A 14,583-nucleotide genomic window follows, 5' to 3' on the forward strand; every position below is an offset into this window, starting at 1 on the left:
TGGTGCCGGGCGGGGTTCGATATCCGAAAGTGCCGCACGCGCCAGGCCGTGGGGCCCGGGCGCCAGCGTAGGACGCCACCGCTTGCTGCGGCCGAGGCCCCCGCGCAGGCGCGCGGCTGCACTAAGCTGCCTGGGCAACTCCCGGGAATGCTCCCCTGACTTCCATGCACGCGCACGCTCCTTCCACCCGCGCCTGCTCCGCGTGCCGCAACGGTGCCGCGGAGCTGGATTTCGACTTCACCATGGCCTTCCAGCCCATCGTGGACCTGCGCCACGGCGGCAGCGTGTTCGCCTACGAGGCGCTGGTGCGCGGTGCCGACGGCAGTTCGGCCGCTTCGGTGCTGGCCCGCGTGAACGACGGCAACCGCTATGCGTTCGACCAGGCCTGCCGGGTGCGCGCGGTGGAGCTGGCGGCCCGGCTGGGCATCGACTGCCGGCTGAGCATCAACTTCCTGCCCAATGCGGTGTACCAGCCCGAGTCCTGCATCCAGGTCACGCTGGAGGCCGCGCGGCGCAACGGCTTTCCGGTCGAGCGCATCATCTTCGAGGTGGCGGAGCACGAGAACGCCCACGACCGCGAGCACCTCAACCGCATCCTGCGTGCCTACCGGCGCCAGGGCCTGCGCACGGCCATCGACGATTTCGGTGCCGGCTATGCGGGCCTGGGCCTGCTGGCGGACTTCCAGCCCGACATGCTGAAGATCGACATGGCGCTGGTGCGCGGCATCGGCGCCGACCCGGTGCGCCAGGCCATCGCCCGCGGCGTGGTCTCGATGGGCGAGGCGCTGGGCATCGCGGTGATCGCCGAGGGCGTGGAAACCGAGGACGAACTCCGCCCCCTGCGGGCCATGGGCGTCCACCTGTACCAGGGCTACCTTTTCGCGCGCCCCGCGCTGGAGGCGCTGCCCGCCGTGCAATGGCCGGAGGGCGCAGGCTTCGGGAACGGCTTCGGCGATGCGGCGGATGCGCTGCCAGGCGGTGCGGGTGGCATGGGCGCGCCACCGGCGGCGCTGCGCGCGATGTCCGGGGCGCGGGCACGCGGCGGCGCGGGCATGGCGATGGGATTCGGGCTCGGCTGAGCCCCCGTCACTGGTTGGAGATGATGGTGAGCAGGTCGCCCCGCACCTCGGGGTCGTCGGTGTACTTCTTGTAGAGCGGGGCCATGCGGCGCACATAGGGCGAGAAGTCGGCCACGGGGGCGAACTGCACGCCCTCCTTGGCCAGCGCGGTGCGGGCCGCGAGTTCACGCTTTTCCCAGAGGCCGCGCATCAGCAGCGCGGAGTCCTTGCCGGCCTTCAGGAAGACCTTGCGGTCGTCCTCGTTCAGCCGCTTCCACAGCTGGGTGGAAACCACCAGGGCCTCGGGCGCGATCATGTGCTGGTCCAGCAGCATGTATTTCGCCAGCTTGTACTGGCCGGTGGATTCGTACGAGACGATGTTGCCTTCCGCGCAGTCGATCTTTCCGGTGCGGAAGCTTTCGGCCACTTCCTTGTAGGGCACGACCACCGGCGTGGCGCCCAGCAGCTTCACCATCTCGATGTGCGAATCGACCTGCTGGACGCGGATGCGCAGGCCCGCCAGGTCCTCGCGGCGGGTGATGGGCTTGTCGGCGCAGTAGAACGAGCGGGCGCCGCCGTTGTACCAGCCCAGCACGACGTAGCCGGACGCCTTGAGCTTCTCCGCGAGCCGGTCGCCCATCGGGCCGTCCAGGTAGCGGAACATGTGTGCGGCGTTGCTGAAGAGGAAGGGCAGGTTGAACGCCTGCAGCGCCGGCACCGCCTCCGCGAGCGGGCCCATGTTGAATTCCGCGGCGTCGATCTCGCCGGCCTTGAGCATCTGCACGGCCTTGGCCTGGTCGCCCAGGGCGGCATCGGAGTAAATCTGGATGCGGTAGCGGCCCTGGGTGCCGGCCTGTACCTCGGCGGCGAAGCTCTTCATCGCCTCGGTGACCGGATAACCGTCGGGATGGATGTTCCAGGCCCGCAGCGGCGCGGCGGTCTGGCTAGTGGCGGGCGCTGCCCAGAACACCAGCACGGTGGCGAATGCTGCCCAGAAACGCTTGCCCATGTGTTCTCCCCGTCCTCGCGGAAATTGGTCCGTGGCGGAGGCCGGCTGCGCAGGCCGCCGCCGTGTCGCCATCGCCCAGCATTCTCCGGGCGACTCTTCCGTGGGTGCAAGCGATTTTCAGGCGGGCGCGCGCCGCCAAAACCACAGCCCCGCCGCGCGGGGCTTGGCACTGTGCATGCGATGTGCTAGCTCGACCGTGGCCGATGGGCTGCGGGCCGGTCAGTCGCCCATCACGATGCCCTCGCGGCGCGGATCCGCGCCGCCCAGCCACATCGGCTGGCCGTGCACGTTGGCGCGGGTGATGGCCTGCAGCCCGCTGGTCATGTTCATCTCGCGCACCTCGGCGCCGCGCGTGCGCAGTTGCTCCACGGTCGAGGGCAGGAAGCGCTTTTCCTCCAGCATGGTGGGGCCGTTGAGGTTGCCGAAGTTCGGCAGGTTGATGGCCTGCTGCGGCGTCAGCCCCCAGTTGAAGATGCCGTACAGCGTCTTGGCGGTGTAGTGGATGATGAGAGCGCCGCCCGGGCTGCCGCCGCTCGCCGCGAGCTGGCCGGTGGCCTTGTCGAAGACCAGGGTCGGGGCCATGGAGGAGCGGGGGCGCTTGCCGGGCTCCACGCGGTTCGCGATGGGCTGGCCGGCCGCATCGCGGGGCGCGAAGCTGAAGTCGGTCAGCTCGTTGTTCAGCAGGAAGCCCTTGACCATCTGGCGGGAGCCGAACTGGTCCTCGATGGTCGTCGTCATCGCCACCGCATTGCCGCGGGCGTCCACCACGCTGATGTGGCTGGTGCCGTGCTCGATCTGGTCGGGCATCGGCGCCAGGGCCGTCTTCACGGCCCCCGGCGTGCCGGGCTGGGCCACCTTCAGGCTTTGCGGGCCGATGAGGCGCGCGCGCCGGGCCAGGTAGGCGGGATCGAGCAGGCTCGACCAGCTGTCCGCCGGCGGCTGCACGAAGTCGGGGTCGGCCACGTAGAGCCCGCGGTCGGCGAAGGCCAGGCGCGCGGCCTCGTTGTAGTAGTAGAGCCAGTCGGCGCCGGGCTGCAGGTCCTGCGGCCCGTTCGGGCCGGCCTGCAGCGGCATGCCGGCCGCGGGTGTCTGCTGCAGGATGCCGAGGATCTGCGCCACGGCGATCGCCCCCGAGCCGGGCGGCGGGAACCCGCACATGCGGTAGGCATGGGCCGCCACGGCGTAGTCGCTGCACAGGGCTTCGCGCTTTTTCGGCTGGTAGCCCGCCAGGTCCGCCAGGCTCAGCTGGCCGGGATTCGTCGGATGGCCCTGCACCTTGGCCACGATGGCCTGGGCGACCTCGCCCTCCAGCAGGGCCTTCGATCCGTTCTGCGCGATGGCCCGCAGCACGGCCGCGAGTTCCGGATTGCGCAGCACATGCCCCACGGGCCAGGGCTTGCCCGCAGGGTCGAAGAAGTAGGCCCGCGCGGCCGGGTCCTGCGCCAGGTATTTCTCGTTGGCGAGCAGGCTGTTGAGGCGGGCGCTCACCTTGAAGCCGCCTTCGGCCAGGCGGATGGCGGGCTCGAACAGCTGTGCCCAGGGCAGCACCCCGTGCTCGCGGTGCGCCATCTCCAGCATGCGCACGGCACCGGGCACGCCGACAGAGCGGCCGCCGACCACACCGTCGTGGAACGGCATGGGCTTGCCGTCCCGGCCGAGGAACAGGTTCTCGTTGGCGGCGGCGGGGGCGGTCTCGCGCCCGTCGTATGCCTCCACCTTGCTGCCCGCGGCGTGCAGCAGGAAGGCGCCGCCGCCGATGCCGCTGGACTGGGGTTCGACCAGGGTGAGCACCATCTGCACCGCGATGGCCGCGTCGATGGCCGACCCGCCGGCCTTGAGCACCTGGTAGCCCGCATCGGTGGCCAGCGGATTGGCCGCGGCGACCGCGAACTGGCGCGTGGCCCAGCCGGGCTTCTCCGTGTACCCCGAAGAACCTTCGGGCTGGTCCGGCACCGAATAGGCGAGTTGCGGGGCGGTGGAGCAGGCGGCCAGCAGGGCCGTGGCGGCGGCCAGGGCCAGGGCGGTGCGGCGGGTGGACGGGAATGTCATGCGGGTACGCCTCCTTCGCGTCGTGCAGTGGAATGATCTCGGGGTGACGCCGGGCATCCTATCGGCCCGCCCCGGTCCGTGGCGGCTTTGTTACAAGCGGGTACGTCAGTCCCGTACCGGGCCCGGACGGCCGTCTTCCACCACGAAGCGCGCCAGGGTGGAGCAGGCGCTGTCGGCCCGCAGCGGGTCGTCCACCGTCCGAAGTACCGTGGTCCAGCGCTGCGGCGTGACGTCGGCCAGGCCCCAGCCGCGCAGGTCGCTGCGCGCCAGCAGCACGTGGGGGTTGAGCCGCGCGATGGCGTCCACCCGGTCCTGCGTGGTGCCCGCCCGCGAGCTGATGGAGGTGCCGCAGAACTCGCTGGCCAGCGTGGGGGCATCCGGCGCGGGGCCCCGCACTTCGCAGACGTAGTTCTGGTGGATGTCCCCGCCGAGGAACACCGTATTGCGCGGCGACCTGCCCGCGAGGGACGCGAGCAGCCGCTCGCGCGCCGCGGGATAGCCGTCCCAGCTGTCGGTGCCCTGCCGTCCGGAGGGCGTGCGGCGCGGCGAGAACAGCGTCTGCTGCGCGATCACGCTCCAGCGCGGGCGGCCTCCATCGCCGGCCGGCGCGGCATCCTCCGCCAGCCCCGCGTCCAGCCAGCGCTCCTGCTCCATGCCGAGGAAGCTGCGCGACGGGTCTGCCAGCTCGGGGCAGTGGGCGGGCCGCACCGCTCCTGCATCGCCGGCGCCCGGCGGGCGGCAGGCCTGGCGGTTGCGGAACTGGCGCGCGTCGAGCAGGTGCAGGCGGGCCAGCCGCCCCCAGGCGAGGCGCCGGTACAGCTGCAGGCCGCCGAGCCCGCCGCCGGCCTGCAGCGCCGCCGCGCGCAGCGGCATGTGCTCGTAGTACGCCTGGTAGGCCGCGGCCCGCAGGTCGGCGAAGGCGGCGTCCGGCTCCCGTCCCGACAGCCCGGCGTAGTCGTTCTCCACCTCGTGGTCGTCCCAGGTCACGGGCCAGGGGGCGGCGGCGTGGGCCGCCTGCAGGGCCGGGTCGCTGCGGTGCAGCGCGTAGCGGTCGCGGAAGTCGGCCAGCGTGCGCGCGTGGCGCAGCGCATGCACGCGCGCCAGGCCCGCCGGATCGGCGGGGCTCGCGTATTCGTAGATGTAGTCGCCCAGGAACAGCACGAGGTCCGGCGCATGGCGGCAGACGTCGTTCCAGGCGGCGTAATGCCCGTGCTCCCAGCGCTGGCAGGAGGCGAATGCCAGGCGCAGATGCGGCTGCGGGTCCGAGGGGGAAGGCGCGGTGCGCGTGCGGCCCGTGGGGCTCGCGGCGTCGCCGTGCAGGAAGCGGTAGAAGTACCAGCGCCCCGGCTCCAGCCCGCGCAGCTCCACATGCACGCTGTGCGCCAGCTCCGGCAGGGCCGTGGCCGTGCCCTGGCGCACGATGCGGCGGAACCGGTCGTCGTGCGCCAGCTCCCAGCGCACCGTCGCCGGTCCGGCCGCGCCGCCGGGCTCCGGCGGCATCAGCCGGGTCCAGAGCACGAAGCCATCGGGGGCCGGGTCTCCGCTCGCCACGCCGAGCGCGAACGGGTCGGTGCCCCAGCCGGGTGAGGACCATGCCCGGCGGGGCAGGGTGCCGGCCGCCGCCAGCGCGGCCGCGAGCCGCAGCAGCGTGCGGCGGTCGATGGCCTGCCGGGTCGGGTCAGGCCGCCATGACACGGTTCTTGCCCGAGCGCTTGGCGAGGTACATGCCCTGGTCCGCCCGCCGGATCGCTTCCACCGTCGTCTCCTGCGGCGCGAGCTGCGCCACGCCGGCGCTGAAGGTGATGAGCACCTTTTCCTGGTCCTTGAGGAAGTAGCGCGTGGTCAGCTCGCGCTGCAGGCGGGCCATGGCTTCCACGCCCTGGGCCAGGACGGTGTCCGGCAGGATGATCACGAACTCCTCGCCCCCGTAGCGGGCGAGTTGGTCCTGCGGACGCATCACCTCGCGCGTCACGCCCGCCAGGTGCTTGAGCGCCTCGTCCCCGCCCGTATGCCCCAGGCGGTCGTTGATGGCCTTGAAATTGTCCAGGTCCAGCAGCGCGACGCACAGCGGCGCGTCGTTGCGCAGCGCGCGGGCCACTTCGCGTTCCAGTGCCTCGTCCAGGCCCTTGCGGTTCAGCGAGCCGGTCAGCGGATCGTGCCGCGCCTGGGCGCTGGCCCGGTCCAGTTCTTCCTGCAGCTTGGCGATCTCGGCGTGTCTCGCCTCGGAGCGCTCGCGCAATTCCTGCAGTTCATCGCGCGTCAGGCGCGTGTCGAGCGCCATCGCACGCGTCGCTCCCATCACCTCCTCGAGCAGCGGCGTGATCTGGTCCAGGCTCGTGGCCTGTCCGATCTGCTCGGCGCAGCGCTCCATCTTCTCGTGGTAGGTGCTGCTGGACGCGGTGATCTGCGCGAGCCGTTCGATGAACGTGGCCAGCAGCTCCTTCATCTGCTGCTGCGCCTGCACGGTGCGCTCCCGCGCCTCGTTCTGCTTGAAGATCACGTCCTTGAGCCGGCGCTGCACGTCGTCCAGCCGGCGCAGCGTGAGCGGCGGCGTGGAGGCTGCCTTGAGGGCTTCGGCCTGCCCCTGCAGCCAGTGGTCGTCCTGGCTCAGCACCGCGATGTTCTCGAACACCATGTGCAGCAGGGTCAGCAGGCCGGAGCGGATCGCCGCCTGGTCCTCGGTGGCGAAGGAGAGCCGGTAGCTGAAGTTGTTGAGCATCAGCGCCAGCGTGGAAACCGGCGGTGCGGGCTGGCGCAGGAACTGCGTGAGCTGCGCCGCCAGCTCGTGGACGCGCGCATCGTCCTCGCCCAGCGCCGGCAGCGTGTTGTCGATCAGGCGGGCCAGTTGCTCCGCCATGTCTTCGGGCAGCACCGTGGCGGCGCCGGCCGGGGCGGCCGTCAGCGGCGCCGGGGCCGTCTCCACGGGGGTGGCGCCACCGGCATGCAGGCCGAGGTTCGCATAGCCCACCAGAACGCCCTGCATCAGTGACCAGTCCGCCTGCTCGATGGCTGTCTCGAACTGGCCGAGCAGCCGCTTCTGGGCGGGCGTCTGGCCGGGGAGCACCCGCAGGATGTGGCGCAACTGGGCGTCAGGGAAGGTCGGGGCCGTGCGCGTGCCGGCGATCTCCTCGTACAGCGCCTGGTAGTTGTCCGGGGTGGGCGCGAGGCGACGGGCTGCCAGCTGTTTGAGGGTTTCTCGCGCGATCTCTGAAGGGGGGCGGTCGGCCATCGGGCATGCACGGCAGATGATGGGGTCCCGAGTGTGACAGACGGCGGACGCCTTGAACAGCACGGCCGCAGGGGCCCCGCAGGCCGCCGCGGCGGTTCGGCGGAGCGGCACGCGGCGCCGTGGCCGGGCCGCCGCGGCAAGGTCAGTTCACCAGCACCAGCTTGCCCTGAACGGCCCGCGACGCCATCCGTTCGTAGGCTGCGTGCAACTGGGCCATGGGCATCGTGCGGTCGATCACCGGCTTGACCGCGCCTTCGCCGTACCAGCGCGCCAGCTCGGCCATCATGGCCGCGTTCGCCTTCGGCTCGCGCCGGGAGAACTCGCCCCAGAACACGCCGACGATCGATGCCCCCTTGAGCAGCGCCAGGTTCAGGGGCAGCGAGGGGATCGGGCCGGCCGCGAAGCCCACCACCAGGTAGCGCCCGCGCCAGGCGATGGAACGGAAGGCCGGCTCGGTGAAGTCTCCGCCCACGGGGTCGTAGATCACGTCCGGGCCCTTGCCGTCCGTGAGGCCCTTGATCGCCTCGCGCAGGTTTTCCGCGCTGTAGTTGATCACCGCATCGGCGCCGGTCGAAAGGCACAGCGCGCATTTCTCGTCCGAGGAGGCCGCCGCGATCACGCGTGCGCCCATCTTCTTGGCGATCTGGATGGCCGCGGTGCCCACGCCACCGGCCGCGCCCAGCACCAGCACCGTCTCGCCGGCCCGCAGCTGCGCCCGGTCCACCAGCGCATGGTGCGACGTGGCGTAGATCATGATGAAGGCCGCGGCGTCCACGTGCGGGAATCCGTCCGGCAGCGGCATGCACAGCGCCGCGGGCGCGATGGCATGGGTCGCGAAGCCGCCGGTTCCCGTCAGGCAGGCCACGTTCTGCCCCACGCGCAGGTGCTCCACGCCTTCGCCCACGGCCTGGACCACGCCGGCATACTCCGAGCCCGGCACGAACGGCGGATCGGGCTTCATCTGGTACTTGTTCTGCACGATCAGCAGATCGGGGAAGTTCAGGCTCGCGGCGCGGATCTCGATCAGCACCTCGCCACGCTTCGGGACGGGCGTCGGCAGCTCGGTCCAGGCGAGGTTGTCCACGCCCGTGGGCTGGGTGCAAAGCCATGCATGCATGCGGAGTCTCCTTCGGTGGTTGCGCGGGCATCATAGGCGCCCGGTGGGCGGGGGCGATGTCCCTGGAGCGACGGCCCCCCGCCGGCGGCCTTCCGTGGGGCGGGCCCTACAATCTTCGCGCACTCCGCCCTCAGCGACCCCATGAAGATCCTTCTTTCCAACGATGACGGCTACCAGGCGCCGGGCATCGTGGCGCTCCATGCCGCACTGCGCGAGATCCCCGGCGTCGATGTCGACGTGGTGGCTCCAGAGCACAACAACAGTGCCAAGTCCAACGCGCTCACGCTGCATTCGCCCCTGTACGTCCACCAGGCGGCCAACGGCTTCCGCTACGTGAACGGCACCCCCGCCGACTGCGTGCACATCGCGCTCACCGGGCTGCTGGGCTTCCGGCCCGACCTGGTCGTCTCCGGCATCAACAATGGCGCCAACATGGGCGACGACACCATCTATTCCGGCACCGTGGGTGCGGCCATGGAGGGCTACCTGTTCGGCGTGCCGGCCATCGCCTTTTCCCAGGTGGACAAGGGGTGGGGCGAAATCGAGTCGGCCGCGCGCAAGGCGCGCGAAATGATCGAGCAGATGCACGCGCAGCACCTGGTCGGGGAGGTGCCCTGGCTGCTGAACGTCAATATTCCCAACCTGCCTTTCGAACAACTGCGCCCGGTGAAGGTCTGCCGCCTGGGCCGGCGCCATGCGGCCGAGCGGGTGATCGAGCAGGAGAGCCCGCGCGGCGAGCGCATGTACTGGATCGGCGGCGCCGGCCCGGCCAAGGACGACTCCGAGGGCACGGATTTCCACGCCACCGCGCTCGGCCACGTGGCGCTCACCCCCCTGAAGGTGGACCTGACCGACCACGAGGGCCTGGCGTACTGGTCCGACACGGCGGGGCGCCTCGCCCAGCCATCGGCCGAGGCCGCCGGGGCGCTGTGATGCATCGGCGGCCCGGTTTTCCCGCTCGGCTCGACACGCCGCCCGCGCCCGGCGCGCCACGTGCACCGGCGCCCGCGCGCGCCCCGCTGCCCGGAGGTGGTCCGGCGGCCGGGCCGGTGCCGCACGGACTGGGGCTGGATTCAGCCGCCGTGCGCGCGCGCATGGTGCAGCGCCTCGCCGCCGGCGGGATCACGTCGCCCGCCGTGCTCCAGGCCATGGGCTCGGTGGAGCGGCACCGTTTCGTGGACACCGCGCTCGTCAACCAGGCCTACGAGGACACCAGCCTGCCCATCGGTCTCGGGCAGACGATCTCCAAGCCCAGCATCGTGGCCCGCATGACCGAGCTGCTGCTGGGGGCCGAGGGCGCCCGCGCGGGCGGCCTGGGGCGCGTGCTGGAAATCGGCACCGGATGCGGCTACCAGGCCGCGGTGCTCGCCCGGGTGGCGCGGGAGGTGTACACCATCGAGCGGCTGCGCGCGTTGCATGAGAAGGCCCGCGACAATCTGCGCCCCTGGCGGTTGACCAATGCGCACCTGATCCTGGGCGACGGCATGGCCGGCTACGCCAAGGGCGCACCCTATGCCGCCATCATCGCCGCCGCGGGCGGTGAAACCATTCCCGACGCCTGGGTCCAACAGCTCGCCGTGGGAGGGCGCCTCGTCGCCCCCATGGCCGCGGCGGGCGGGCGGCAGGTCCTCGTCGTGATCGACAGGACTCCCCACGGGCTTCAGCAGAGCACGTTGGAGGCCGTACATTTTGTCCCCCTAAAATCGGGGATTGCCTGAAGGAATTGCTTATGCTGGTATCGCGTGGTCTTGTGGCTTGGAGTTCGGTGGCGTTGGCGGTCGTGGTGCTGGCCGGCTGCGGAACCCGCGTCAACAGGGCTCCGGTGGAAGACCGCGGCACCGCCGCATCTTCCTCGTCCACTGCGCCGCAGTCCGGCGTCGTCGTCGGCACGCCGCCGAAGCCCCTGCCGGGGGCCGAGAACGCCGGCAAGCCCGGCTACTACAGCGTGAAGCCCGGCGACACCCTCATCCGCATCGGGCTCGAATCCGGCCAGAGCTGGAAGGACATCGCCCGCTGGAACAACCTGGACAACCCCAACCTCATCGAGGTCGGCCAGGTGCTGCGGGTCGTGCCGCCCGGCACCACGCCGCCCGCGCAGGTGGCCGCCGATACCGGCGTGGTCACACGCCCCGTGACCTCCACCGCCATCGCACCCGCCCCGGCGGCGTCCGGTGCGAGCGCGCCGCGCAGCGGTGCATCCGCCGTGGCGGCAGCGCCGGCTCCGGCACCCGCCCCGGCTGCCGGTGGCGGCGATGACGACATGGCCTTCATCTGGCCGGCGTCGGGCTCGCTGGTGGCCGGCTTCGACGAGGCCCGCAACAAGGGCTACGACATCGCCGGCAAGGCGGGCGACCCGGTGCTGGCCGCGGCCGACGGGCGCGTGGTGTATGCCGGCGCGGGCCTGCGCGGCTACGGCAACCTGGTGATCCTCAAGCACAACAACACCTACCTGACGGCGTACGCCCACAACCAGACGCTGCTGGTCAAGGAAGACCAGTCGGTGCGGCGCGGCCAGAAGATCGCCGAAATGGGCAGTTCCGACACCGACCGCGTGAAGCTGCACTTCGAGATCCGCCGCCAGGGCAAGCCCGTGGACCCGGCGCGCTACCTGCCCGCGCGTTGAGTCCCGTCGCGCCCCCATCCGCCAATGGCCTCCCCGAGGGCCTGGCGGACGATCCGGCCGAGGCGGAAGACGGCTCCGACGCCGCGGAAACCCGGGTCGTGCAGGCATCCCCCGCGCAGCACGGTGCCCGGCTCGACAAGGCGCTGGCGGAACTCGTGCCCGAGTTCTCCCGCAGCTATCTCCAGCAGTTGCTGGGCGAGGGCGGGGTGCTGGTCAACGGCCGCGCGGCGGCCAAGCCGTCGGCCCGCGTGCAGGCCGGCGACGTGCTCTCGGTCGAGCTGCGGCCCACGCCCCAGAGCCAGGCATTCCGCCCGGAAGCCATGGCGCTTGACACCGTGTACGAGGACGAGCACCTGCGCATCGTCAACAAGCCGGCCGGACTGGTCGTGCATCCCGCTCCCGGCAACTGGAGCGGCACGTTGCTCAACGGCCTGCTTGCGCTGGATCCGCGGGCCGGCAACGTGCCCCGGGCGGGCATCGTCCACCGGCTCGACAAGGACACCAGCGGCCTCATGGTCGTCGCGCGCGAGCGCTCCGTGATGGACGCGCTCGTGCGGATGATCGCCGCGCGCGAGGTCAGCCGCCAGTACCTGGCCCTGGGGCACCGTGCCTGGCAGGGAGCCCAGACCCGCGTGGTGGAAGAGGCCATCGGACGCGATCCGCGCAACCGGCTGCGCATGGCGGCGGTGGACCTGGCCGCGCATGCCGGCAAGCCGGCCCGCACCGACATCGCCGTGCTCGACACGTGCGAAGACGGCTGCCTGGTGCACTGCACGCTCCACACGGGGCGCACCCACCAGATCCGCGTTCACATGGCGTGGCTGCGGCATCCGCTCGTGGCCGATGCGCTCTATGGCGGCGAGCCGGCGGCGGGCCTGTCCCGGCAGGCGCTGCACGCCTACCGCCTGGCGTTCGCCCATCCCGTTACCGGGCAGCCCCTGCTTTTCCATGCGCCGCTGCCTGGCGACATGGCCGGCGCGCTCCAGGCCTGGGGCCTACGCTACAATCCGGCCTGAACGCGGCCTTCCGGCCGCCCGGCCTCATCGGGCCCCGCCGCGCGCCGTGCCGTCCCGATCGAATGCCCCGCCGCTCCCGCGGCCCACGCCTGCCACCAGAGCGGCTGACAAAACTGTATCGCTGCCTTCCCGTCCGCACCCCTCGCGGGCCGTGCCCCTTCCGGCATGGGCCTGCATGGCGGGCCAGCAGAGTTCTGCCAGCCGCTGGAGCCTCCCAACCTCGTGCGGTGCCCCGCGGCCAGCGGCACCGCCAACCGCCATCGCTGAACCATGAATACGGTGGATGCCAAACGGGTCCTCGAAACCGCGCTGATCTGTGCGCCGCAGCCCGCGACGCTGCGGGAGTTGCGCACGCTCTTCCAGGATGCGCTGGGCGCCGACACCATCAAGCAGTTGCTGGTGGAGCTGCAGCAGGAGTGGTCCCGGCGCGGCGTCGAGCTCGTGCAGGTGGCATCGGGCTGGCGTTTCCAGAGCCGGCCCGAGATGCGCGAGTACCTCGACCGGCTCCATCCCGAGAAGCCCCCGCGCTATACGCGCGCCGCCCTCGAGACACTGGCCATCATCGCCTACCGGCAGCCCGTCACCCGTGGCGATATCGAAGAGATCCGCGGCGTGACCGTCAACAGCCTGATCCTCAAGCAACTCGAGGACCGGGGCTGGGTGGAGGTGATCGGGCACCGCGAGACCGTCGGCCGTCCCGCGCTGTTCGCGACCACCCGCCAGTTTCTCGACGACCTGGGGCTGAAATCCCTGGACGAGCTGCCCATGCTGGAAAATCCCGCTGTCCAGTCCAGTGTCCTGGAGGCCCTGGAGCGCGGGGCCGCGGAACCAGGAGGCGACGGACCGGAGGATGCCGCCGAGGCGCCTCCCGCCTCGCCCGCGGAGCCCGACTCCACCGATGCCGCCTCGACCGTCCCGGAAGACGCCGCACCCACAGAATCACCGACGACCGCCGATGACGATTCGGAGCCCCGGCGCCCCGAACCTCCGGTCCCTCCCGAAAGCACGCCATGAATCCATCCGAGCCCGATCACGACGGAGCCGCCGCTGCCCCGCAACCCGCAGCCGACGGCGCCTCCGCGGCCCAGAAGCCCGCCCGCCGCGCGCCGCGCAAGCGGGCCGCGGCCCCCGCTGCCGGGCCCGAATCCGCCACGGTTCCCGATCCCGTGTCCGGCGTGCCCGCCGATGGTGCCGCCATCGCCCAGGCAGCGTCCGAACCCGCTCCGCCGGAAGCCACCCCGGACGACGGCGATACCGCTGCGCCCGGGATGCACCCGGCCGCGCCTGCCCGGAAGCCGCCGCGGGATCGCAGGGAGCAGGCGCCGCGTGGGCCGCGCGGCCGCCCGAACCCGGCCACGCCGGAGGGCTACCGGTTCGACGACGTGGTCTCGGGCCAGCTCGACGCCGATGAAGACCGCGCCGACGTCGCGCCCTCCAAGCGCGTGCTGCCGCCGCAGGTGGAAATGCCCAAGCTGCACAAGGTCCTGGCCCAGGCCGGACTGGGTTCCCGGCTGGAGATGGAGCAGCTCATCCTCGAAGGCCGCATCTCCGTCAACAACGAGCCGGCCCACATCGGGCAGCGCGTCCAGTACGGGGACCAGGTCAAGGTCAACGGCCGGCCCATCCGCTACCGCATCGATCCGCCCGCACCCCGGGTGATCGCCTACCACAAGCCCGTCGGCGAAGTCGTCACCCACGACGATCCCCAGAACCGGCCCACCGTGTTCCGCAAGCTCCCGCGCCTGGCCCACGGCAAATGGCAGTCCGTGGGACGCCTGGACCTGAACACCGAAGGCCTGCTGCTCTTCACCAGCGCGGGCGAGCTGGCCAACAAGCTCATGCACCCCCGTTTCGGCCTGGAGCGGGAATACGCGGTGCGCGTGCTGGGCGCCCTGAGCAACGAGGAGAAGCAGCGCCTGCTCGACGGCGTCCAGCTCGAGGACGGCATGGCCGCCTTCGGCTCCATCGAGGACGGCGGGGGCGAGGGCTCGAATTGCTGGTACCGCGTCACCATCTCCGAAGGCCGCAATCGCGAGGTGCGGCGCATGCTCGAGTCGGTGGGGCACGCCGTCAGCCGCCTCATCCGCATCCGCTACGGCTCCATGATGCTGCCGCGCGGCCTCAAGCGCGGCGCGTGGCTGGAACTGGACGAGCGCGACATCCGCGCGCTGATGCAGGCCGCGGGCGCCGACATGCCGCGCCCCGCCGGGCCGGGCGCCGCCGCGGGCGACCGCAAGGGAAGCGGCCCGCGCAAGGGCGGTGGGCGTGGTCAGGGTGGCCCCGGTGGCCCGGCGCCCCGGGGCGACTATTTCAATCCGCCCGCTGGCGGCCGGGGCAAGCGCGACGCGCCGGCCTCCAGCCAGCCCGATCCGATGAAGACCTCCGTGGGCTACATCGGCAGCGACAGCCTCGCGCGGCACCGCCAGGACCAGAAGCAAAAACGCAAGGCCTTCCAGAAGCGCGGCGGGCGCTGAGTGCCCTG

General features: G+C 71.7%; 12 protein-coding genes. 7 read left to right on the forward strand and 5 right to left on the reverse strand.

Translation table 11 applies throughout. The features are described 5' to 3' along the window. Window positions 1-164: 164 nt before the first annotated feature. Window positions 165-1,079: an EAL domain-containing protein gene (locus ACGHC0_RS07555; protein ID WP_415267836.1), complete on the forward strand. Its 915-nt coding sequence runs from the start codon at window positions 165-167 to the stop codon at window positions 1,077-1,079. Between the two features lie 7 nt (window positions 1,080-1,086). On the opposite strand, the gene ACGHC0_RS07560 is transcribed toward ACGHC0_RS07555, so the two are convergent. From ACGHC0_RS07560 to ACGHC0_RS07580, 5 genes are all read right to left on the reverse strand, one after another. After that, entirely contained in the window at window positions 1,087-2,067 is a 981-nt protein-coding gene (locus ACGHC0_RS07560; protein ID WP_415267837.1) for a TRAP transporter substrate-binding protein, read from the reverse strand. A 219-nt stretch (window positions 2,068-2,286) separates the two neighbouring features. Then, window positions 2,287-4,116, reverse strand: a complete 1,830-nt coding sequence (locus ACGHC0_RS07565; protein ID WP_415267838.1) for a gamma-glutamyltransferase family protein — start codon at window positions 4,114-4,116, stop codon at window positions 2,287-2,289. Between the two features lie 105 nt (window positions 4,117-4,221). After that, a complete protein-coding gene (locus ACGHC0_RS07570; protein ID WP_415267839.1) occupies window positions 4,222-5,811 on the reverse strand; it encodes an alkaline phosphatase D family protein in 1,590 nt (529 codons plus the stop codon). Then, window positions 5,795-7,345, reverse strand: coding sequence for a GGDEF domain-containing protein (locus tag ACGHC0_RS07575; RefSeq protein WP_415267840.1), 1,551 nt, complete (start codon window positions 7,343-7,345; stop codon window positions 5,795-5,797). Before ACGHC0_RS07575 ends, ACGHC0_RS07570 begins: the two co-directional genes overlap by 17 nt. 142 nt (window positions 7,346-7,487) lie before the next feature. Beyond that, window positions 7,488-8,462, reverse strand: coding sequence for an NADPH:quinone oxidoreductase family protein (locus tag ACGHC0_RS07580; protein WP_019700523.1), 975 nt, complete (start codon window positions 8,460-8,462; stop codon window positions 7,488-7,490). 141 nt (window positions 8,463-8,603) lie between these two features. Between ACGHC0_RS07580 and surE the strand changes: the two genes are divergently transcribed. The 6 genes from surE (at window position 8,604) to ACGHC0_RS07610 (ending at window position 14,575) form a co-directional block, all read left to right on the forward strand. Then, complete coding sequence (gene surE / locus ACGHC0_RS07585; RefSeq protein WP_368354657.1) at window positions 8,604-9,395, forward strand: 5'/3'-nucleotidase SurE; 792 nt, start codon at window positions 8,604-8,606, stop codon at window positions 9,393-9,395. Next, complete coding sequence (locus ACGHC0_RS07590) at window positions 9,395-10,180, forward strand: protein-L-isoaspartate(D-aspartate) O-methyltransferase (RefSeq protein ID WP_128098688.1); 786 nt, start codon at window positions 9,395-9,397, stop codon at window positions 10,178-10,180. Before surE ends, ACGHC0_RS07590 begins: the two co-directional genes overlap by 1 nt. A gap of 11 nt (window positions 10,181-10,191) precedes the next feature. Next, complete coding sequence (locus ACGHC0_RS07595) at window positions 10,192-11,085, forward strand: peptidoglycan DD-metalloendopeptidase family protein (RefSeq protein ID WP_415267841.1); 894 nt, start codon at window positions 10,192-10,194, stop codon at window positions 11,083-11,085. Further along, window positions 11,082-12,101 (forward strand): RluA family pseudouridine synthase, encoded by a 1,020-nt coding sequence (locus tag ACGHC0_RS07600; protein ID WP_415267842.1) that lies wholly within the window; start codon window positions 11,082-11,084, stop codon window positions 12,099-12,101. Before ACGHC0_RS07595 ends, ACGHC0_RS07600 begins: the two co-directional genes overlap by 4 nt. A gap of 270 nt (window positions 12,102-12,371) precedes the next feature. Further along, complete coding sequence (scpB, locus tag ACGHC0_RS07605; RefSeq protein ID WP_415267843.1) at window positions 12,372-13,115, forward strand: SMC-Scp complex subunit ScpB; 744 nt, start codon at window positions 12,372-12,374, stop codon at window positions 13,113-13,115. Further along, complete coding sequence (locus tag ACGHC0_RS07610; protein ID WP_415267844.1) at window positions 13,112-14,575, forward strand: pseudouridine synthase; 1,464 nt, start codon at window positions 13,112-13,114, stop codon at window positions 14,573-14,575. Before scpB ends, ACGHC0_RS07610 begins: the two co-directional genes overlap by 4 nt. Window positions 14,576-14,583: the final 8 nt, after the last annotated feature.

The sequence above is a fragment of the Acidovorax sacchari genome (genome assembly GCF_042847045.1).
Taxonomy (GTDB): Bacteria; Pseudomonadota; Gammaproteobacteria; order Burkholderiales; family Burkholderiaceae_C; genus Paracidovorax; species Paracidovorax sacchari.